Source organism: Pseudomonas sp. SWI7 (genome assembly GCF_006351945.1).
Classification (GTDB): domain Bacteria; phylum Pseudomonadota; class Gammaproteobacteria; order Pseudomonadales; family Pseudomonadaceae; genus Aquipseudomonas; species Aquipseudomonas fulva.
Genome location: NZ_CP040930.1, coordinates 1,964,020 through 1,981,611, shown reverse-complemented (window position 1 = coordinate 1,981,611; position 17,592 = coordinate 1,964,020). Strand labels below are relative to the sequence as shown.

At 60.1% G+C, this 17,592-nt stretch carries 32 protein-coding genes; 17 read left to right on the top strand and 15 right to left on the bottom strand.

What is annotated here, in order from left to right:
* From FH041_RS09030 to FH041_RS22860, 5 genes are read right to left on the bottom strand one after another with little or no spacing between them, the layout of a single operon-like run.
* On the bottom strand, window positions 1-420 hold the full coding sequence (locus tag FH041_RS09030; protein ID WP_140174444.1) for a phage protein NinX family protein: 420 nt from the start codon (window positions 418-420) through the stop codon (window positions 1-3).
* On the bottom strand, window positions 417-608 hold the full coding sequence (locus FH041_RS09025) for a DUF551 domain-containing protein (RefSeq protein ID WP_140174443.1): 192 nt from the start codon (window positions 606-608) through the stop codon (window positions 417-419). The genes FH041_RS09030 and FH041_RS09025 overlap by 4 nt, the downstream gene beginning before the upstream one ends.
* On the bottom strand, window positions 605-898 hold the full coding sequence (locus FH041_RS09020) for a hypothetical protein (protein ID WP_140174442.1): 294 nt from the start codon (window positions 896-898) through the stop codon (window positions 605-607). The genes FH041_RS09025 and FH041_RS09020 overlap by 4 nt, the downstream gene beginning before the upstream one ends.
* Entirely contained in the window at window positions 895-1,191 is a 297-nt protein-coding gene (locus FH041_RS09015) for a hypothetical protein (RefSeq protein ID WP_140174441.1), read from the bottom strand. The genes FH041_RS09020 and FH041_RS09015 overlap by 4 nt, the downstream gene beginning before the upstream one ends.
* Window positions 1,188-1,460, bottom strand: a complete 273-nt coding sequence (locus FH041_RS22860) for a hypothetical protein (RefSeq protein WP_177438163.1) — start codon at window positions 1,458-1,460, stop codon at window positions 1,188-1,190. Before FH041_RS22860 ends, FH041_RS09015 begins: the two co-directional genes overlap by 4 nt.
* A 511-nt stretch (window positions 1,461-1,971) precedes the next feature.
* On the opposite strand from FH041_RS22860, the gene FH041_RS09005 reads away from it, so the two are divergent.
* Window positions 1,972-2,175 carry a hypothetical protein gene (locus FH041_RS09005; RefSeq protein WP_140174439.1) on the top strand — a complete coding sequence of 68 codons (204 nt, stop codon included), beginning with the start codon at window positions 1,972-1,974 and terminating at the stop codon, window positions 2,173-2,175.
* A 550-nt stretch (window positions 2,176-2,725) separates the two neighbouring features.
* Here the strand turns inward: FH041_RS09005 and FH041_RS08995 are convergent.
* The gene (locus FH041_RS08995) at window positions 2,726-3,733 is read right to left on the bottom strand and encodes a DNA cytosine methyltransferase (protein ID WP_140174438.1); all 1,008 of its coding nucleotides are present in this window, start codon (window positions 3,731-3,733) and stop codon (window positions 2,726-2,728) included.
* 122 nt (window positions 3,734-3,855) lie between these two features.
* Here FH041_RS08995 and FH041_RS22740 point away from each other — a divergent pair, with 122 nt between their 5' ends.
* On the top strand, window positions 3,856-4,026 hold the full coding sequence (locus tag FH041_RS22740; RefSeq protein ID WP_168199530.1) for a hypothetical protein: 171 nt from the start codon (window positions 3,856-3,858) through the stop codon (window positions 4,024-4,026).
* Between the two features lie 74 nt (window positions 4,027-4,100).
* Here FH041_RS22740 and FH041_RS08990 read toward each other — a convergent pair whose 3' ends face one another.
* Entirely contained in the window at window positions 4,101-4,652 is a 552-nt protein-coding gene (locus tag FH041_RS08990; protein ID WP_230375094.1) for a hypothetical protein, read from the bottom strand.
* A 104-nt stretch (window positions 4,653-4,756) separates the two neighbouring features.
* Between FH041_RS08990 and FH041_RS08985 the strand changes: the two genes are divergently transcribed.
* Entirely contained in the window at window positions 4,757-5,371 is a 615-nt protein-coding gene (locus tag FH041_RS08985) for a hypothetical protein (protein WP_140174436.1), read from the top strand.
* A gap of 97 nt (window positions 5,372-5,468) precedes the next feature.
* Here FH041_RS08985 and FH041_RS08980 read toward each other — a convergent pair whose 3' ends face one another.
* From FH041_RS08980 to FH041_RS08950, 8 genes are all read right to left on the bottom strand, one after another.
* Window positions 5,469-5,717 carry a hypothetical protein gene (locus FH041_RS08980; RefSeq protein ID WP_140174435.1) on the bottom strand — a complete coding sequence of 83 codons (249 nt, stop codon included), beginning with the start codon at window positions 5,715-5,717 and terminating at the stop codon, window positions 5,469-5,471.
* Window positions 5,718-5,798: 81 nt separating this feature from the next.
* A complete protein-coding gene (locus FH041_RS22735) occupies window positions 5,799-5,963 on the bottom strand; it encodes a hypothetical protein (RefSeq protein ID WP_168199529.1) in 165 nt (54 codons plus the stop codon).
* A gap of 2 nt (window positions 5,964-5,965) precedes the next feature.
* Complete coding sequence (locus tag FH041_RS08975) at window positions 5,966-6,463, bottom strand: single-stranded DNA-binding protein (RefSeq protein ID WP_023535856.1); 498 nt, start codon at window positions 6,461-6,463, stop codon at window positions 5,966-5,968.
* A complete protein-coding gene (locus FH041_RS08970) occupies window positions 6,460-6,798 on the bottom strand; it encodes a hypothetical protein (protein ID WP_140174434.1) in 339 nt (112 codons plus the stop codon). Before FH041_RS08970 ends, FH041_RS08975 begins: the two co-directional genes overlap by 4 nt.
* A 19-nt stretch (window positions 6,799-6,817) precedes the next feature.
* The gene (locus FH041_RS08965) at window positions 6,818-7,201 is read right to left on the bottom strand and encodes a response regulator transcription factor (protein ID WP_023535468.1); all 384 of its coding nucleotides are present in this window, start codon (window positions 7,199-7,201) and stop codon (window positions 6,818-6,820) included.
* A 190-nt stretch (window positions 7,202-7,391) separates the two neighbouring features.
* Window positions 7,392-7,586 (bottom strand): hypothetical protein, encoded by a 195-nt coding sequence (locus tag FH041_RS08960; RefSeq protein WP_140174433.1) that lies wholly within the window; start codon window positions 7,584-7,586, stop codon window positions 7,392-7,394.
* Window positions 7,583-8,020 (bottom strand): tellurite resistance TerB family protein, encoded by a 438-nt coding sequence (locus FH041_RS08955; RefSeq protein ID WP_103469392.1) that lies wholly within the window; start codon window positions 8,018-8,020, stop codon window positions 7,583-7,585. The genes FH041_RS08960 and FH041_RS08955 overlap by 4 nt, the downstream gene beginning before the upstream one ends.
* 335 nt (window positions 8,021-8,355) lie before the next feature.
* The gene (locus FH041_RS08950) at window positions 8,356-9,012 is read right to left on the bottom strand and encodes a LexA family transcriptional regulator (RefSeq protein WP_140174432.1); all 657 of its coding nucleotides are present in this window, start codon (window positions 9,010-9,012) and stop codon (window positions 8,356-8,358) included.
* A 98-nt stretch (window positions 9,013-9,110) separates the two neighbouring features.
* Between FH041_RS08950 and FH041_RS08945 the strand changes: the two genes are divergently transcribed.
* The 14 genes from FH041_RS08945 (at window position 9,111) to FH041_RS08880 (ending at window position 17,591) form a co-directional block, all read left to right on the top strand.
* Window positions 9,111-9,311, top strand: a complete 201-nt coding sequence (locus tag FH041_RS08945; RefSeq protein ID WP_140174431.1) for a hypothetical protein — start codon at window positions 9,111-9,113, stop codon at window positions 9,309-9,311.
* Between the two features lie 146 nt (window positions 9,312-9,457).
* The gene (locus FH041_RS08940) at window positions 9,458-10,315 is read left to right on the top strand and encodes a replication protein (RefSeq protein ID WP_140174430.1); all 858 of its coding nucleotides are present in this window, start codon (window positions 9,458-9,460) and stop codon (window positions 10,313-10,315) included.
* The gene (locus FH041_RS08935) at window positions 10,305-11,117 is read left to right on the top strand and encodes an ATP-binding protein (RefSeq protein ID WP_140174429.1); all 813 of its coding nucleotides are present in this window, start codon (window positions 10,305-10,307) and stop codon (window positions 11,115-11,117) included. The genes FH041_RS08940 and FH041_RS08935 overlap by 11 nt, the downstream gene beginning before the upstream one ends.
* A 2-nt stretch (window positions 11,118-11,119) precedes the next feature.
* Window positions 11,120-11,416, top strand: a complete 297-nt coding sequence (locus FH041_RS08930; RefSeq protein WP_140174428.1) for a DUF1364 domain-containing protein — start codon at window positions 11,120-11,122, stop codon at window positions 11,414-11,416.
* Window positions 11,413-11,841 carry a VRR-NUC domain-containing protein gene (locus tag FH041_RS08925; RefSeq protein WP_140174427.1) on the top strand — a complete coding sequence of 143 codons (429 nt, stop codon included), beginning with the start codon at window positions 11,413-11,415 and terminating at the stop codon, window positions 11,839-11,841. Before FH041_RS08930 ends, FH041_RS08925 begins: the two co-directional genes overlap by 4 nt.
* Window positions 11,838-13,127: a site-specific integrase gene (locus tag FH041_RS08920; RefSeq protein ID WP_140174426.1), complete on the top strand. Its 1,290-nt coding sequence runs from the start codon at window positions 11,838-11,840 to the stop codon at window positions 13,125-13,127. Before FH041_RS08925 ends, FH041_RS08920 begins: the two co-directional genes overlap by 4 nt.
* The gene (locus FH041_RS08915; protein WP_140174425.1) at window positions 13,124-13,411 is read left to right on the top strand and encodes a hypothetical protein; all 288 of its coding nucleotides are present in this window, start codon (window positions 13,124-13,126) and stop codon (window positions 13,409-13,411) included. Before FH041_RS08920 ends, FH041_RS08915 begins: the two co-directional genes overlap by 4 nt.
* Complete coding sequence (locus tag FH041_RS08910) at window positions 13,408-13,725, top strand: hypothetical protein (RefSeq protein ID WP_140174424.1); 318 nt, start codon at window positions 13,408-13,410, stop codon at window positions 13,723-13,725. Before FH041_RS08915 ends, FH041_RS08910 begins: the two co-directional genes overlap by 4 nt.
* Window positions 13,726-13,734: 9 nt before the next feature.
* The gene (locus tag FH041_RS08905; protein WP_023535490.1) at window positions 13,735-14,076 is read left to right on the top strand and encodes an antiterminator Q family protein; all 342 of its coding nucleotides are present in this window, start codon (window positions 13,735-13,737) and stop codon (window positions 14,074-14,076) included.
* 129 nt (window positions 14,077-14,205) lie between these two features.
* The gene (locus FH041_RS08900) at window positions 14,206-14,580 is read left to right on the top strand and encodes a putative holin (RefSeq protein ID WP_140174423.1); all 375 of its coding nucleotides are present in this window, start codon (window positions 14,206-14,208) and stop codon (window positions 14,578-14,580) included.
* On the top strand, window positions 14,581-14,862 hold the full coding sequence (locus tag FH041_RS08895; RefSeq protein WP_140174422.1) for a phage holin family protein: 282 nt from the start codon (window positions 14,581-14,583) through the stop codon (window positions 14,860-14,862).
* A complete protein-coding gene (locus tag FH041_RS08890) occupies window positions 14,862-15,197 on the top strand; it encodes an HNH endonuclease (protein WP_140174421.1) in 336 nt (111 codons plus the stop codon). The genes FH041_RS08895 and FH041_RS08890 overlap by 1 nt, the downstream gene beginning before the upstream one ends.
* 163 nt (window positions 15,198-15,360) lie before the next feature.
* Window positions 15,361-15,906 carry a terminase small subunit gene (locus FH041_RS08885; protein ID WP_140174420.1) on the top strand — a complete coding sequence of 182 codons (546 nt, stop codon included), beginning with the start codon at window positions 15,361-15,363 and terminating at the stop codon, window positions 15,904-15,906.
* Window positions 15,903-17,591 carry a terminase large subunit gene (locus tag FH041_RS08880; protein ID WP_140174419.1) on the top strand — a complete coding sequence of 563 codons (1,689 nt, stop codon included), beginning with the start codon at window positions 15,903-15,905 and terminating at the stop codon, window positions 17,589-17,591. The genes FH041_RS08885 and FH041_RS08880 overlap by 4 nt, the downstream gene beginning before the upstream one ends.
* Window position 17,592: the final 1 nt, after the last annotated feature.

Genomic DNA, 17,592 nt, shown 5'->3' with positions numbered 1-17,592 from the left:
TCACGTCATCAGCTCCTTGGGCACCCGGACGGTATCGTTGAACACTGTCGCGACTACAGCCTGACAGGCAGCAATCAAGGCGGTATTGCAATGCTCGGTGGTGTACTGATCGCCACCGCTGTAATAAACATCCCCAAACCACCGTTCAGACAGCTCGGTGCCTTCCATACCGTCGTGAGCTTCTGGAATGAGCGCAACCTGGTACTTCTCGATCAGCGGCCCACCGAGTGCCCAGGCCTCCCAGGGGTTATACCGCTCGCAGCGCTCAGTCGCCTCACCCCGATAGATGGCGAACACGCGCCAGCCGTTGCCGTACTGGGGCGGCTCGAGGTGGAGAGCCAGGTCCTCGGCCATACCCACCGCCCAGCCAAGCGCTTCGCCCGCCAGGTCGCCCGTCTTCACTTCGATCAGGTCGGTCATGGCTGGGCGCTCGGCGGTAAAGGGAGAGGCATCCAATGGGTGGCATCCGGGTCGTACCAGAAGCACCATCCGACATCGTCGTCCCAGAGGTACTCTGTGATAGCGATCTCGCCGGAATCGCAGACGATCAGATAGTCGCCTTTTTCATTAGGTGGCAGCCTGTCGCTGCACTTGATCCATTCGCTCACAGCTCATACCTCTCATCAATCCAGCGCCCAGGCGCCATAGCGGGTGTAGGTTCGGGTTGGGTTTCGTGCGGGGAGAGCTGGCGCTCGTTGCCGGCCTGCAGCTGGCCGTCGGGGATACAGCTGATGCCGCCTGGACCGCCGTCGTAGTACACGTAGCAGGTCACTCCTCGCTGGTCATCGTGGATACGATTTACACCAATTTTTATGTTGGCAGACTTCGCAATCCGCACCGATTCGGTCGCGCTGGCGCCGGTGGCCAGCAGCAGGAGGCAGAGGGCGAGGCGGGTCATGGCTGCACCTCGGCGTTGTAGCGCTTGTAGTCCTCGCCGAATTCCCAGCAGTAGGTCGCTGGCCACGCGCCTGGTGTGCCTTCCTCGACGAAAACGTATCGATGTGCAAACTCGCCCGAGCGATCCGGCACCGTCTTGCACCATTTGTGCTGCGGGCCGCCCAGGAACCGGGCCGGGCACTCTTTGACGGCCTCAGCCATGAATGCCTCAAGGTCGTGGTGACCCTTGCTCATCGCGATGTAGGTGTCGCTGCCGACGCACTGGATGTCCAGCGGATAGTGTTTCAGCCTCATGGCGTCACCACTCGACGACCCCACCAGCATGAGGGCCCGGCGTCGGTATCGTAGATGGCCAGGCAGAACCAGCCTTCACCATCCGGCTTGCTGGGTTCCCAGTAGCTGCAATCGGGGTCGCCAGACTCGAAATAGCGTTCTACGATGTCCTCTGGTGCGTCGGTTTCTAGTTCGACTCGGACCACCTCAAGTCCCTGCTGGGCGACCCAAGCCTTGCTTTTCTCGACGTCACCTTCGTCGAAGTCGGGCAGATCAGGGTGCTGAAACATCCCATATTCGTCACGGCGCACAACTGCGTGCTTGATCAGGCTCTGGCGGTCGAGGCGTTCGATCTCAGCAAGGATCAGTGCACCAGCTTTCACCAGGTCGCGGCGGCGATCTTCGCTTGGCTTGAATGTCTCCGGCGCCCACGGCCAATCTGTGCTCATGGTGCGAGGCTGACCTGCCAGACGTGCGTATACGCTCGCCGCCCTGGCCAGTTCGCCACTGGTGTAACCGTCATCGCGATACAGCGAATAGCCTTTGTTGCTGACCTGCCGCTGGCGCTCCAGCACGACATCCTGCGCCGCGCGGTTGAGGGTGATTCCACTTTTCTCGGACACGGTTATTCCTTGGCCGCCATATCGCGGCAGTGAATAGAGGGAAGAGGGGTTACAGCGGGAAAGAGTACAGATGTGCTCTTAGGGCATTTATTCAACTTGCGCTTTAACTTAGTGTCACAATGGATGTATAGGGATATCGGCACGAACCTTCGGGCCAGACCTTTAGGACATAAATCCGATGCTTAGCAAGGAAAATTTTCGCTACGCAGCTCACCGGCATCTGCTCGAAATGGATGCATCTAACTCCCAGCTCAGGCGTCTAGTTTCTGACGGCGAGACTTCCGGCGATCATTGGCAAAACGCGGTGGCGTGGCATCAAAACGCTCACGATGCTTGGGTCATCTTTCTGGGCGATAACACTCAACCTGCAGTTTTAGCCTGAACCAAATTCGCAGAGGGATCTGCGATTCTCAGTTTTTGATCCTGCTTAGATTTCCCCGACAGCACGGCCCTAGTAATGGAGCCGCCTGAACTAACCAAGCTTCTTGTTCGTGCCAAATGACGTTGGTGGGTTCGCCGCTCACACTTTCCCAGTCGCTGCGAATGTCGTCCGCGAAATGGTCCCGGTCGGCCTAGAACTTCAAGGCAGCACGCAGCACCTCAACCTCAGCGTCATGGGGTCATCGGTCCCAGCTCAACAATCCGCAGCCCAGTCTCAGATGCGTCCCTCTCTGCCTCTTCTTTGGTCCACCAGAAGGCAGTACCAACCATCCAGGCTATTGGGTCGTGGTGGGGCTGTGTGGTGGGATTGGCGCTATTCCAAACGCTTAGAGTTGGCGCCGTTGCGCCGCAGCTTTCACACTCAGGTCCGCGCGTGCCGTCGCCGCGCAGCCATCCTTCGGGATCAACCCGTCCGGCGCAGAACGGGCACGGCAAGTTCTCTGTGTTGCTGGATCGGTTTTCTTTGGGCATGGGATACCTCGCCTGGGGCGTCATAGGGTTTCGAGATAGGCGGCTATGAAGTGCGCCGCCGCTTCAGCATTGATGGCGTTTCCGTAGGCGCGCAGGCGTCCCACTCGGCTGGTAGCCCCATGAGCCAGCGGGAATGTGCCGGGTTCAACTGGCCGCCACTTTCCATCCCGGCAGAAGATCCAGTCAGCATCTGCCCACAGGCCGTTAACCGGGCCGGCTGGTCTGGCGGCAGCCAATGGGCCACCTGCATCCCAAGATCCGTCACAGTCGCAGTACTGCGGCCCATCGCGATCTTCCGTTGCATGTGCTGCTCGGGAGTGCCGCCCGGCTGATTTGCTGTCGGTGTGGCCCAGCCGCTCAGCACCGCCGCATGATTCAGTGTGATATTCGGCGTCGTGAAGTCCTGCGACGGCTTTCTGTTCGAATCGCAGGCCGTTGGGCTCGGCCATCCTGCCGAAAGAACCTGATGACAGAGCTGCACCTGGCCAGGACCGTTTCGATTCCCCAGCTTGGCGTCGACGGTGTTTGGACTGCGCCACCCAGTACGTCCTGTCTCGGATGTGCGGGGCACCGACGCCCGCAGACGGGAACGCGACAGCCCCGAAGGCATAAGCCATGGCTTCCACGTCAGCTTGTACAAGGTCGAGCCAAGGCTCTGCGTCCTTGCTTGCAACCTGCTCTCCAAAGACGATTGCAGGCTGGCACTCGCGGATGAGCCAATGGAAATGGGGCCATAGGTGCCGCTTGTCATCAAACCCAGCTCCCGCGCCTGCCGCGCTGAAAGGTTGGCACGGACAGGAACCGGTCCAAACAGGTCGATCATCTGGCCAGCCGGCGCGACGAAGGGCGTAGGACCAAACGCCGACGCCTGCGAAGAAGTGGCATTGGGTGTAAGGCTTGAGGCCATCGGGGTGCACATCCTCGATCGAGCGTTCGTCTACGTCGCCAGGCGCGATATGGCCCGCGGCTATGAGGTTGCGGAGCCACTGCGCAGCGTATGGGTCGATTTCGTTGTAATACGCAGCCATACGGCTCCTCGCCGCGCAGGCGTTATCGTTGAATAGGGGAAGGCGCTGGCGGGCAGCGCCATGTTTTGCCGAGGGCGTCGATGTTTGATATAACGCCGGACCATTTCACAGGAGGGAACCTCATGAAACGCACCGTCATCGGCGCAATCCTTGTCGCCGTCACTGCGCTGTCGCTGAGCGGATGCTTTGACTCAGAAGACGAGCAGAAAGCTAAGGCGCAGCAGGAATCCAGTGACAAGCTCTGGGACATCCCTAAGCCAGATCGGAGCAAGGACAAGGGCTTCACGCCCTGATTTTTCTGCTGCCATCGACGCCGCCGATATAGGGTGGCGTTTTCGTTTGAGAGCTCGCTGGCAGCGCCGGAGGGTCAGGCGGTTGTGCGCGCGTTGAGCACGCGCTGGCGGGCTGTTTCGTACTCGCTGCTGACAATCTCCACCAGGCCTTCGACATCGCCGTCAGCGGCCTTGCTGCCCAGGTTTAGATACACAGTGTCGCCGTAGGTGAAGCACACCCCGCCGCTGAGCCAGATCCCGCCACGCTCCACGCCGATGGCCTCCCACATTTCGTCGCGGTCGATATCTTCCGGGCAATGAGCTTTCCAGAGGTCATCGAGGCGCTGATGCTCAGCCTTCTCGGCCGCGCGCACCTCTTTGTCCGTGCCCTTGGCATGCTTGGGCGCCCGGCGCAGCGAGCGGTAGCCGTACTCGTCTGGCCGGCACCAGTGCACGTCCAGGTCGCGGCTGGCGCTGAGCTTGATGCCGCCCACGTAGTTGCGGGAGCCGCTGTACATCGGCGATGCATCGGCGCCGAAGTGTTGGCCCAGCTTCTCGCGCTGGGCGTTCCAGGCGGCTTTCTTCTCGTCCCAGGCGCGTACTGCGGCCAGGACCTTTGGCGATTCGGTCTTGTAGAAGTAGCTCATGGCTTTCTCCATGCATGCGCCGCCTTCCGTGGCCGGATGCGGCATGGTGGCAATTTGGTGGTTATTGAGTTTTGATGGTGTGAACTGAATCCGGTGAGCGCCCCATGACCTTCAACTTGACCCCGCTGCAGACTTCACTTTTGTCACTGGCTGCAGTGAAAGCCTTTTTGTCTGATGCGCTGCGACCAGCGAAGGCTATCGTTCGACAGGATCTTCGCGATTCGCTTGCTTCATACCTGATGATTTCGGTTCACTCTTTCAATCAGGAGTGGAAGCGATTCGAAGGCTTGGGAAGAAACGATTTAGTAGTGCGCGAGACCCTTCGCATAGCGTCACCGCTCGTTCGAAGGATCAGATCATGGAAGAGAATCAGCAAGCTCCGTTCTTCTGCTCTGGCTCATGAGCCCTATGACGCTTTGAACGGCAAGCTCGTTGACATTAGGGAGCTGTTTGGTCCCGGAAAAGCTCCTTCGGAGTTCTGGGAGCAGATGCTGTTGGCAGAATGCGCTGTTTGGGCTATTTCGGTGGCCCTGCAACGACACGATCATGAGCGTCGGCTAGCCGTCGCCCAGGTTTATAGCGAGGGCCCGCACAAAATCGAGCGTTGTGGCATCGCCTCCGCTGATGAATTCAACGATCACATGGATTCTTTCCGCGAACAGATCGTCCGTGCCGATGAGCGCTTGGCACCGTTGTTTGAGAGCTATAGAGCTCGCTAGGAATGACGAGACTAAAAGAGCCGTTCTATGGCGTAGGTGTTCCTCCGCAGCCGGATGCGGCATGGTTGAAATTGGTTTGTGTTGTCACGGCAGGCAGTCACGAAAGCTTGATTAGCGCCGCCAGCTGCTTGTCCGGGAGTCGATCAGCGCCGTGGATCAGGCGCGAAATCAGGTCCTGCTCTTCCTCGATCCCGGCTCGGGCCATCGATCGTATAAGCGCGTTGTCCGTGTTGTGGTATAGGTCCGTGACAATGCGTCGTGACAACAAAAGGGCTTCGCGCTCTTCCTTCGTCAGCTTGTCCCGCTCGCGCTGGTCTTTCTTGCGCTGGGTTGGCGTCTTCGCCATTGCTGATACCTCCCAAGCCGCTGGGCGGCAGATTGATGTACTGCTGGCGCCGACGCTGCTGCACTTTCGTTCGGATGGATCTCAAGGGCTGCAGGTCTCGATTGGCGTTTTCTTTGTCGAATCGGAAGGCATGACCAAGAAGAGGCGCCTGTTGCCGCGATAAACACCCCAGGGCTTGCCTGTGGACTTCGCCATGGCGGCCGCATACTTCACGGCCGAGACGGGTTGGGAAATGGTTGCGATCATGGTCATCCTCCTGCGAGGTAATGCATCGGCGCGAACGGTATGTCGTCGTCGAAGCTATCGCTATTCGGTGGTGCTGCCTGCTGGCTCGTCGACTGCCGCGCCTGGCGCTGTTGCTGAGGCTGCCTGTCAGGCGGATACCCGGCTTGCTGGCCCTGCGGTCGGCTGCCCAGCATCTGCATCGTGCCGTTGATGTCCACGATGATTTCCGTGGTGTAGCGCTTGATGCCATCTTTCTCCCACTCGCGGGTTTGCAGCTTGCCCTCGATGTAGCACTGAGCGCCTTTACGCAGGTACTCGCCTGCAATCTCGGCAACTTTCCCGAACAGGGACACACGGTGCCACTCGGTGCGCTCCACCTTCTGGCCTGAGCGCTTGTCCAGCCATTGCTCGCTGGTTGCCAGGCTGAGGTTGGTAACCGCGTTGCCATTGGGCAGGTACCGCACTTCCGGATCCTGGCCGCAGGTGCCTACCAGGATGACCTTGTTTACTCCGCGGCTCATGACTGCGAGACCGCCGCAGCGATGATGGACAGAAGCATCAGCAGCGAGCCCCAGCGCGTTGCGCGCTCGCCGTTCGGTTGGGCCTTAGCGACGGCAACAACGGGCAGGGTCTTGGCTTCGATAGCGCGCTCCAGGCTTTCCGCATAGCGAACTGCTTGTGGGTAGCTGGTGTTACGACCGTATACGCGGTTGTTGGCGGAAGAAACGACAGCCCAGCCTTTACCGCTCTGCGTGACGAAGAAGCGTGACTTGCTACGGAAGGCCTCGGTGGCCGTGATGACTTCCTGGCGCAAAGCCTCGAGCTGGTCCTGTTTGTTTTGGATGGCTGCTTGCATTGGGGTGGTCCTCAGTGGGTCAGGCGTGAAGTTCCAGGCTTTCAGCCCGGCGAAGGATTCGAACTTGCGCAGTACGGCGCTCAGGGGCGCGGCGGTCGCGGCGCATCGGGTCGTTGTCGTTGATGACCGAGTGCATGGCGATGAGGCCGGCCAGCACGATGCAGAGCGGGCTGATGATCTGCTGGCGCATGGCCTTGGTGACCGCCTCGATGCGGCGCCCGGCTTCCAGCTTGAACAGCGCAGCCTCGATACGGTTGGCCACGGTGCCGGGGGTGACCGCCATCTGCCGCGCGATCTCTTTGGTGGTCAGGCCCTGGGCAACCCAGAGCAGTGCTTCCAGCTCGCGAGGTGCCAGCGTCTTGCCGAGCTGGCCGGTCCATGAGCCGCAGGTGATCGTTTCCATGATGTCTCTCGGGGTGGGTGGCTGCATTGGTGTGCGATCTGGGGGATCTTCCAGGCGAGGCCTGCGAGGCCCTGTAATCGTTCCCCATTTACTCGGGGCGGCCCGCCATTCAGTTTCAGATCACACACCGATGCAGCCTGGTGATGGGGAGCCAGGTAGATCGGGCAGTTTCCGTCAGGCTGACGCGGTGCTACTGCTGGGTGCGCAGTTCATTGCGGGGCACCCATCCGCTGCTGGTCTTCACCATGCAGCCGACGAATGCGGCGTAGCGGGTGTCGCGCTCAGTCTGATGGCCGTACCAGGCGCAGGTCCCGTAGTCGATGCCGCGCATGACCAGCCACAAAACGGCGACGGTCATGATCGCGAACGATCCGATTCGGATCACAGGTAGTCCTTCAGGCTGAGCCCCATCAGCTTCGCCGACTTCTCAAGGACGGCCATTTCCTTGTCGTCGATGTCGCCAGAGGCTTCGGCGATGGTCAGCATGACGTTGATAACGATGGCCGCTTCCTCGGGCGAGTGGGCCAGATCCTTCAGCTCCTTCTCGGCGTTCATGCGCAGGATGCGATGGCCGCCGTCGTGGAAGTCCTTCTCGGCGCGGTCCATTGTATTGGACAGCTCCGGCCCAAAACCCTTGAGCTGAGGTGTGTTGGCGATCAGCTTTTCGGTTTTCTTGATCTCGTCTTCGCCGATCTCGCCGTCGGCGGCTGCGACATAGAACGCGCCATAGACGATCGCCTGCATCAGGTCGCGGTTTTGAACCACCTGCATCGCAGCGCGTGCTTCACGACCCTTCTTGCCGAACAGTTTTCCAAGCATGGGATGTTGCTCCGTGGGGTTGATTTCCCGTCTGGCCCTGTCGCCAAGGCCAGCCAGTGAAATCGGTAATGCTCAGCAAACCTGCGGGCCGACATGTCGAGCGAGGAAGCTTGCTGTGTTTCGTACTGTCCACCAGGGCTCAACGGCCGGGTTCACTCGGCGCCTGGTGGCTCGTCTGCTGATTGTTAAAGAGCGGGCTGCATCGAGCGCTATGCGTTTCGATGAAGAAACTATACGAATCCTCATAATTATCGTCAATACGCTTTTGCATAATTTTATGCGAGACACAAAAAAGCCCGCGTTTGCGGGCCTTGGCTGAACGGGAGCGGGTGCGGTCAAATCATGAAGATGGACTTGGGCATTTTTCCATCTACGACTGTGCCCACTATTTCCCAGGCATCGTCGATTGCCTTCATGGGGTAAGCGGAGTTCAGTGGCTTAAGAAATAGCTCTCCAGCGTCTCTAACCAACTGTTTGAAGGTTGCTTCATTGGTGTCAATCATCCGAGCGACAACAAACTGACCAGGACGGGGCTCAATGTCTGGAGCGACAAGAATCAAAGAGCCTTCAGGAAATGAATGCCCGGTTGGGCTGGTCATGGAGCTGCCAACCACTCGCAGCCAAAACGCATCCTCCCCGGCCCACACATCCGACGTGTGCCTGGGGCATGCAGAAATATTGCCCACCTCACCAGCCTCTCTTGCATTTCCCGCCTGAACCCAGCTGATCTCTGGGTAGGCAAATGATCTATTTGGTTGCAGTGCAGCAGTGATATTGGACTCTTCCGAGGCGTTAGTGCCGAACATCAGCCAGTCCGGAGATACGCCGAGCGCTTTGCCTAGCCCCTCGATTGTCCCGCGGCGCGGGCTTGCGCTTTCGCCGGAAAGGATCCGGTTGATAGTTGGCTGCGGGACCTTGGCCTGCCTGCTTAACTCGCTTTCGCTGAGGTTCAGCTCCTTCATTTTGGCCCTAAGCCGATCCGCGACGCTCATACCCGTTCTCATATGCGTTGACGTATTGCAGCGATTCTATTGCATAGCGCTATGCTTGTTCGTATGATTGCCCATGCGAAAACTCATAGGATTCTTCCATGACAGTTCCAGAGATGTTGAGCCGTTTGTTCCAGCTTGGGCTGTCGCAGGCTGATATCGCCAAGCACTGCAGCACCACACAGCCCACCATTTCCCGAGCGTCTAACGGCTCTGCTGTTCGATACGAACTCGGTAAGTCCATCGAAAGCCTGCTTGAGCAACGTGAGCGTCAGGTGGACTCCTCAGAGGTCGCCGCGTGATCCGGCCGGCGAATTGATTATCAGGGGCGCGCTGTTTCCCCCATAGATGACCGAAACACCTGCGAATCCATCCAGTACCGGATCGCAGGCGAAAAAAAACCGCCTTGCAGGGCGGCTTTCTCTACAGCTTCAAACGAGATCAGAGCATGACAAACATCGTCCCACTTGACAAGTCCAGGGGGTTCACCCGGATGGACAACGAGCTCATGGATGGCCTCTTGGCTATCGATCTTCCGGCACGAGAAATGAAGATCGTGCTGTACGTGGCCAAGGCCACCATCAACTTCGGCGCGGGCGCTCAACGCATACCAGCTACCGATATCGCGAAGGCCATCAACGCTCACCCGGACACCGTGTCCAAAGCCGTTTCCAGCTTGCTGCGTCGTCGCGTGCTGTTTCGTGAGGGTGGCGCTCGTGGCCATATCGGTGTCAATGACCCGAGAGACTGGGTCTATGTCACTGATCCGAAACAGACCAAAACAGCCGACTCGGCTCAAGTGGTCCGAATCGGATCAGAGTCGAAACAGACCAAAACCGCCGAGTCCCTTCTTTATTCTAAGAAACAAACCCCCTATGTAAATCTTCCTACGGAAGATATTACATGCCCCCCCGGCGAAATCGACGAGCCTCCAGCCAAGGCCGATCGCAAGACCCCATTCGGGAAGGCCGCCATGCTGGCCGACAACCCCCACGGCCTGGATGAATCGCTGATCGCTGATTACCTAGCTGTCCGCAAAGCGGCCAAGGCTACGGTTAGCGCTCGGATCTGGTCCCGCCTGAACGCCAAGCTCGAGCAGTGCAAGGCCTTCGGTATCCAGCCTGCCCAGGCCTTGGAGATCGCGGTGGAGAACGGCTGGCGCGGCTTCGAGGTTGAATGGGTCACCAAGCGCGTTGGTGGCCAGACGCCTGCCAAAGCCAACCCCAATAGCCGTCATCACGGCTTCAACGAGCGCGACTACACCGCTGGCCTTGCCCCGCGGGAGGACGGTACCTATGCGATCTGAATCGGTGATCACCATGTCCGAGGTGAAGAATGCCGCTGGCTTTCGTGTTCAGCCTGCTGAGTGCGAACAGCACGGCCCCTTCGAGCAGCGAGTGACCCTGTTGATGGGGCGTGAGATCGTCGGCCGCTGCCCAGACTGCGAGAAGATCGCAATCGCCGAGCGCGAGGCCAAGCAGCTGGCTGAGGAAACGCGCCTGAAACGTGAGGCCATGAGCCGCAAGCTTGGCTCGGCGCTCATCCCGAAGCGATTCGCTGATCGCACCTTGGCCAACTACCGGGTCGAGCACGAGGGCCAGCGCAAGGCCCTGGCCTACTGCACGCGGTACGTGGCGGCGTTCGATGAGATCCAGCGCACCGGGCGATGCCTGATGCTGTTGGGCCAGGTCGGTACCGGCAAGACCCATCTGGGCGCTGGCATGGCCAACGACTTGATGCGTAACACCTCGGCTACCGCCGTGTACCGCACGGTAGGCGCTGTCCTGCAGGCCATCAGAGCGACATACGACCGCCACAGCGAGCAGTCCGAGGCCGACATCCTGTCCAGCCTGATCGAGCCGTCGCTGCTGGTGCTGGACGAAGTCGGCGTCAGTAAGGAGCAGCCGAGCGAATTCGAGCTGACAACCCTGTTTTCGATCATCAACGGGCGCTACGAGCAAATGCGCCCCACGGTCGTGATTTCCAACCTGGAAGCCAGCCAACTGCGCCACGCCATGGGAGAACGGTGTTACGACCGCCTGCGCGAGGGCGGCGGTGTGGTGGTGCCGTTCCAGTGGGAGTCTCACCGTGGCAAGGAGGAGTTCTGACCATGCGGCAAACCAAGCTGACCAGGGCTGCGCGCGGCCGGGAATGTCAGGTGCGTATTCCGGGTGTGTGCAACGGCAACCCGGAAACCACCGTTCTCGCGCACTACCGCTTGGCTGGCACCTGCGGCGTCGGCAAGAAGCCGCACGACCTGCAGGGCGCCTGGTGCTGCAGTGCGTGCCATGACGCTTGCGACGGGCGCAGCAAGGCCGTAGATCGCGAAACAGCCCGGCAGTATCACGCCGAGGGCGTCATGCGCACCCAGGCGCTGCTGCTCAACGAGGGGGTGCTCATCGCATGAAGCCGGCAACCGTGTCTGGGTTCAGCCCCAAGAAGCCCCGGGCCAAGCGCGTAGACCGCGAGGGACTCGAGCAGGCCACCCTGATGACCGAGATCAAGCTGCGCTATCCAGAGGTTTACGCGAATCTCCATCACACCCCGAATGGTGGCCATCGCAGCTGGGCCGAAGCCAAGCGGCTTAAAGCCCAAGGCACCAAGCCTGGCATTCCCGATCTGCAGCTGACGCTCGCCCGTGGCGGATATTTCGGTCTGTTCATCGAGTTCAAAGCCACCGTTGAACCGGCAGATGTCTCGCCTGAGCAGTACGCCTGCATCGAGCGGCTGACTCGCGAGGGTTACCTGGCGGTCGTTTGCTACGGCCATTTCGACGCCATGGAGTGCTTGCGAGCCTACATGGCCCTGCCCAAAACCGAGGTAGTGCAATGACCAACACCGCTGCTGTGAAGATCAGCGATTCCGAGATCCGCCGCCAGGCCGCCGGGTCGGCAAGAGACCTGCGCAGCCTGGCCAGCAAGGGCCTGTATTTCCGTTTTCACCGGTCCCGCGATCGAGGTTCCTGGTACCTGGTCATCAAGGGGAAATGGCACCGGATCGGCTCATACCCAGAGCTGAGCGCCGCCAAGGTGGCCGCTGCGCTGCCGGATATCCGCCTGCGCCTGGAAGCGGGCGAGGGCTCTAGCCTTTCGAGCTGGGTGCTGACCGGCGAGCTACTGACTTGGTTTGCTGAGCGCATGACCCGGGATCGGAACCTTTCTGGCAAGCGAAAGAGCACGGCGGCGTCGGCCATCAAGCAGCATCTGGTGCCGCGCCTTGGGCAGGTGCCGCTGGCCCAGATCGACAAGGCGTTGCTCGACCGGGAGCTGATGTGGCCGCTGCAAGAGACCCTGTCCATCGACTACGTGCGGTTGGTCTTCCAACTGCTGGCCCTGGCCTTCCGGCAAGCCTTCAAGCTGCGCTACATCAGCTCCAATCCCATGGCTGGCATCCGCTTCGGGGACTTCTCGAAGGCCAAGGTCACGGTCAAGCCATCACGCCTGCGTGGTGTGCACCTTGAAGATCTCATGAGCCGCATGAAGGGCGCCCTGGCCAACCGGCCACAGCATGGTGTGCTGGCTCTGATGATGCTGTGCCACGGTACCCGACTGGGCGAAACCCGCCTGGCCCGTTGGAGCCACATCAGCCTGGCCGAGCGTGAGTGGTACATCCCGGCCGAGCACACCAAGACCGGCGTGCAGCACCGTTTGCCCCTGACCGACCAAGTGCGGTTCCTGCTGATGGCCTATCGCGAGATCCAGCGCAATCAGGGCTATGACGGCGAGTTCGTTTTCCCAGGGCGCCAGGGCAAACCCATGAGCGAAGCCAAGGCATCGGCAGTCTTCACGGTCATGGGGCAGGGTGAGTGGACAAGCCACGACCTGCGCAAGCTGGCCCGCACAGGCTGGGCTGATCTGGGCGTTGACCACCTGGTGGGTGAGCTGCTGATCAATCACGCCATGGGCCACAACGTGAAGGTGTACATCCAGTCCGACATCATGGCCCGCAAACGCGAGGCGCTGGAGCAGTGGCATGCACACCTTGATCAGAAGGGTTTCGAGTCGGTTCACGGCTTGACCGGCGATAGATCGACGGATTCAGGGATTCTCTCGCGGGCCGCAGGGCGTGCGGGCTTCGGGGCACTTCCGGTATCCACCATAAGCGAGGATTCGAAATGACCAGCGAAGAACAGTTCATCGACCTGGTCCGCCTTGAACAGCTGGCAGAGTCCGCGACCAAGGGTGAGTGGAAGTGCGCCAAAAGGGCCGATGGTCGGTTCTGGCACATCGGCAATGGCAACCAGGCGATAGGCGCCACTCATGCTGCCAGCAGCAAGTGCAACCCTGTTCAAGCCGCAGTGTTTGAGGCGAATGCTCGTTTCATTGCTGCGGCTCACCCGGCCGTGATCCTGGCTCTGGTCGCTGAGATCAAAGCGCTACGGTTAAAGGTGGATGGTCAATGAAGAAGACCCACGGCCCAGCGTTACGCAAAGAGCGGATCGTCTTGGCTCAGTGTCCAGACTGCAACGGAAGAGCAGTGATAAAGGGCGTCTTCTATGAGTTGCCATGTGGCCGCTGCAATGCATCGGGATGGCTGTCGGCCGTCAATGGCGAGCCGTTGCCGCTGGAAGAGCTTGTAACGCAGTTGGGCCTGCGAGTGCGCGAGCTGGAGCAGCAGGTTGATCGCCAGCGGCCACCACGCACTGAAGGTCCAGCTGCACAGTACGAATCGAACAACCGCCGCGGCGCCGGCGGCACCAACTACACCGGGGATTGAGGGGAAGATATGAGCCACTTGGAGAGAAGTGCAGAAGAATTGCTCGAGCATTGGGGTCGCTGGGTTGTGCTGGGCTCCGGCGTGTCCTGCTGCGCGTCGCGTGAGAACACCATCCTCGACCCGGTCATCACCGACGACGAGGCCCTGTTCATAGATCGCCTGGTCGGCCGTCTGTTGCAGCGCTATGCAGAGTGCGGGGCGGTGATCATGAAGTACTACACGTCACGGGACACCTCGCTTCGTGAAGTGGGCAAGAAGCTGAAGTTCGGAGAGGAGAAAACAAGGCAGCTCTGGAAGGCCGGTGTTGCTTGGGTTGATGGTGCGCTTGATGTTCGTCGTGAAGCCGCTTGACATCCCCGGTCCTCATCCCTATATTTCGTGTTACTTTGCGGTAGGTGCGCGAGAGCAAACTCGCCATCACCAGCAGCCACCTTGAAGCCTCGGCATATGCCGGGGCTTTTTCGTTTCTGGAGTACCTACATGGCCGAGCCAAGTACCGGCGCCCTCGCAGTGACCGGCGTACTTGCCAGCGTCGGCCTGGGCGCTGCCTTCCCGGAGCTGGACCTTGCCACTTTGGTCGGATCCTTCGGTGGGTCTTTCTTCTACGTTGTATTCGCCAGGGACATGAGCACTTGGCGCCGGATCGGCTACCTGCTGACCGGTTGGATAGGCGGTTACTTTGGTGCCGCAGAGGTGATGGGTCGTGCCTGGACCCAGACTGCCGGATTCAGTGCTTTTGTCTGCGGCGTTCTCTGCGTGGTCACGTTCTCCGGTCTGTTGGAGTGGATGCAGACTGGCCGCATGCCAACCTGGCTGCAGTGGGTATTCCGCCTGCGGGCCAGGAAGGAGGGTTGAATGGCTGCTGTAATCCAGGCCGGGCTTTGCGCCGTCATCTTCGTGATGATCGGTCTGCGCTACCGGCCGTATCCCGATGCCCGCTACAAGCTTGGCGTCTCACTCATGGCTTGGGCGGCATGTGCGGTTACTGGCATGCAGTGCGTCAGTCTCATCGGCCGCATATTGCTTCACGATGAGTTCGCCGACGTGTCCTGGTTCAATACAGCGTTCTACCTGTTGGCTGCCATGCTCGTCTGCCGGGCCAAAGGGAACGTAGCCAAGATCGTGCGGGTTGAATGATGGCCAGGCTCAAGACAGTGGGCTTTCGCATTCAGGAAGGCACAGATAGCAGGGTGAAGATGGTGACGCCTGGTAGCTGGCGTAGCGGAATGACCAGCTCCCAGCGTGGCTACAACTACAAATGGCAGAAGGCTCGCGAGCGGTACCTGTTGGAGAAACCTTTGTGCGTCTACTGCGATCGCTTGGGTCGAGTCACCGCTGCATCAGTGGTTGACCATGTGATTGCGCATCGCGGTGATATGACGCTGTTCTGGGACCAGAGCAACTGGCAGCCGCTATGCAAACCATGCCATGACTCGGTGAAGCAGGCCGAGGAAGCTTCCGAAATCTTATAGCGCCATAAAAATCTTATTTTTCTAAAAAAAAAGCACGGCGAAGGCTCCAGACCGAAAAATCGGGTCATGGACCGGGGGGTGGTCAAAATATAGCCATTCTCACCTAGCTAGACCGCTCCCGACCCCACGTACAGATTTTTTTCCCCCATAGGATTTTTGTTAAATGGCTTTAACATCCCGCAAGCGCGCTTTTATCGCTGCGCTGAGGGAAGGTGCGTCCAATCGGGACGCAGCTGTAGCGGCTGGCTATTCCGAGAAGACCGCGTCTGCGGCGGGGTCTCGGCTGGTGAAGGACAAAGACGTAGCAGCCGAGTTGGCCAAGCTCCGCGCCTTGGGCCTGATGCCTCCAGATGTTAAAGCAGATGTTAAAGCGCATGTTAAAGCCAGGCCCGAGCCGGAACCCTCGACACAGGCTGAGCCAGCGCCCGAACCTGCCTCCGCGAAGGACGACCAGGGCGCCCCGGATCCTGGCGGCTTCGACCTGATGCGGGCGCTGCTGCACCGCGACCCTAAAGACTACCTGCTGTCGGTGATGAACGACCTGGAGTCAGAGCCGAAGCTGCGTGTTGATGCAGCCAAAGCCCTGATGCCTTTCGTACACCCTCGCAAAGGCGAGAGCGGTAAGAAGGATCAGGCCCAGGCCAACGCCGATAAGGCAGCCACCGGCAAGTTCGGCACCCGCCGCGGCCCGCTGCAGTCGGTGAAATGATGGAGTGGTCAACCGCCTGCACTGACTGGGAGCAGCGCATTGTTGCCCGCGAGAGCCTGATTCCGTTCGAGCCGCTGTTCCCGGGTGAGGCTGAGGAAGCCCTGGACGTGTTCGGTGCGTTGCGCATGGTGGACGCCACCGGCAGCCCGTTGATGTGCGAGACGGTCCGGACTTGGGTGAATGAGTTCGTGGCTGCCATCTTCGGCGCCTACGATCCTGACTCCGGGCGCAGAATGATCAGCGAATTCATGCTCCTGATCAGCAAGAAGAACGGGAAGTCAACCATCGCCGCAGGCATCATGCTGACAGCTTTGATCCTCAATTGGCGAGCTTCGGGCGAATTCATCATTCTGGCGCCGACTAAGGAAATTGCGGACAACTCCTACCTGCCGATCAGGGATATGGTGGCGGCGGACGACGAGCTCAAAGCCTTACTGAAAGTGCAGGACCACCTACGCACCGTGACCCACCTGCAGACCAAGGCCACCCTCAAGGTGGTCGCGGCGGACAGCGAGACGGTTTCGGGAAAGAAGGCTATCGGCGTCTTCGTCGACGAGCTCTGGGTGTTTGGCAAGCGCGCCAATGCTGAGGCCATGTTGCGCGAGGCCACTGGCGGGCTGGCATCTCGGCCTGAAGGTTTCATCATCTGGGCCACTACCCAATCCGATGCGCCGCCGGCCGGGGTATTTCGGCAAAAGCTGCTATACGCCCGCAAGGTGCGTAGCGGGGAGATCGAAGACCGATCATTCCTGCCAGTGCTGTATGAGTTTCCCAAAGCCATGCTCGATGATGGCGCGCACCGGGATGCATCCAACGCTTACGTCACCAACCCGAACCTTGGCTTGTCGGTCGATGAGGCATTCATCGAGCGCGGGTACGCCCAGGCGCAGCTGGACGGCGAAGAGTCGTTCCGCGGTTTCCTGGCCAAGCACCTCAACGTCGAGATCGGCCTGGCGCTGCTGTCTGATCGCTGGGCGGGTGCGGATTTCTGGGAGGAGCAGGCCTCTGAACTGTGCCGCACGCTGGACGACTTAATCGAGCGCTGCGAGGTGATCGATATCGGCGTAGATGGCGGCGGACTGGATGACTTGCTGGGCCTGGCAGCAGTCGGGCGTGAGCAAGGCACAAGACGCTGGCTGACCTGGACGCACGCCTGGGCCCATCCGTCAGTGCTGGAGCGGCGTAAAGCCGAGGCGCCGCGCATCCGCGACTTCGCCAAGGATGGGCACCTGACTCTGGTTGAACGCATCGGCGACGACATTGAGGCAGTGGCGCAATTGGTGGCACAGGTCGAGCAGGCCGGCCTGCTGGACAAGGTCGGGCTCGACCCGGCCGGGGTCGGCGCGATTCTCGACGCCCTCGAAGCTTTTGGGATTCCGCGCGAAAAGATCGACGGCATTTCACAAGGCTGGCGCCTGGGCGGGGCAATCAAGACCGCCGAGCGCAAGCTCGCTGAGGGTACGCTGTTGCACGGCGGCCAGCCAATGATGGCTTGGTGCTGCGGTAACGCAAAGGTAGAGCCGCGCGGCAACTCGATCCTCATCACCAAGCAGGCCAGCGGCTCGGCCAAGATCGACCCGCTGATGGCGCTCTTTAACGCGGTCACGCTGATGGCGCTCAACCCCGAGGCGAAGGGCGGCATGGACAACTACCTCAACAACGGCTTCTTCGACCTCATAGGCTGAC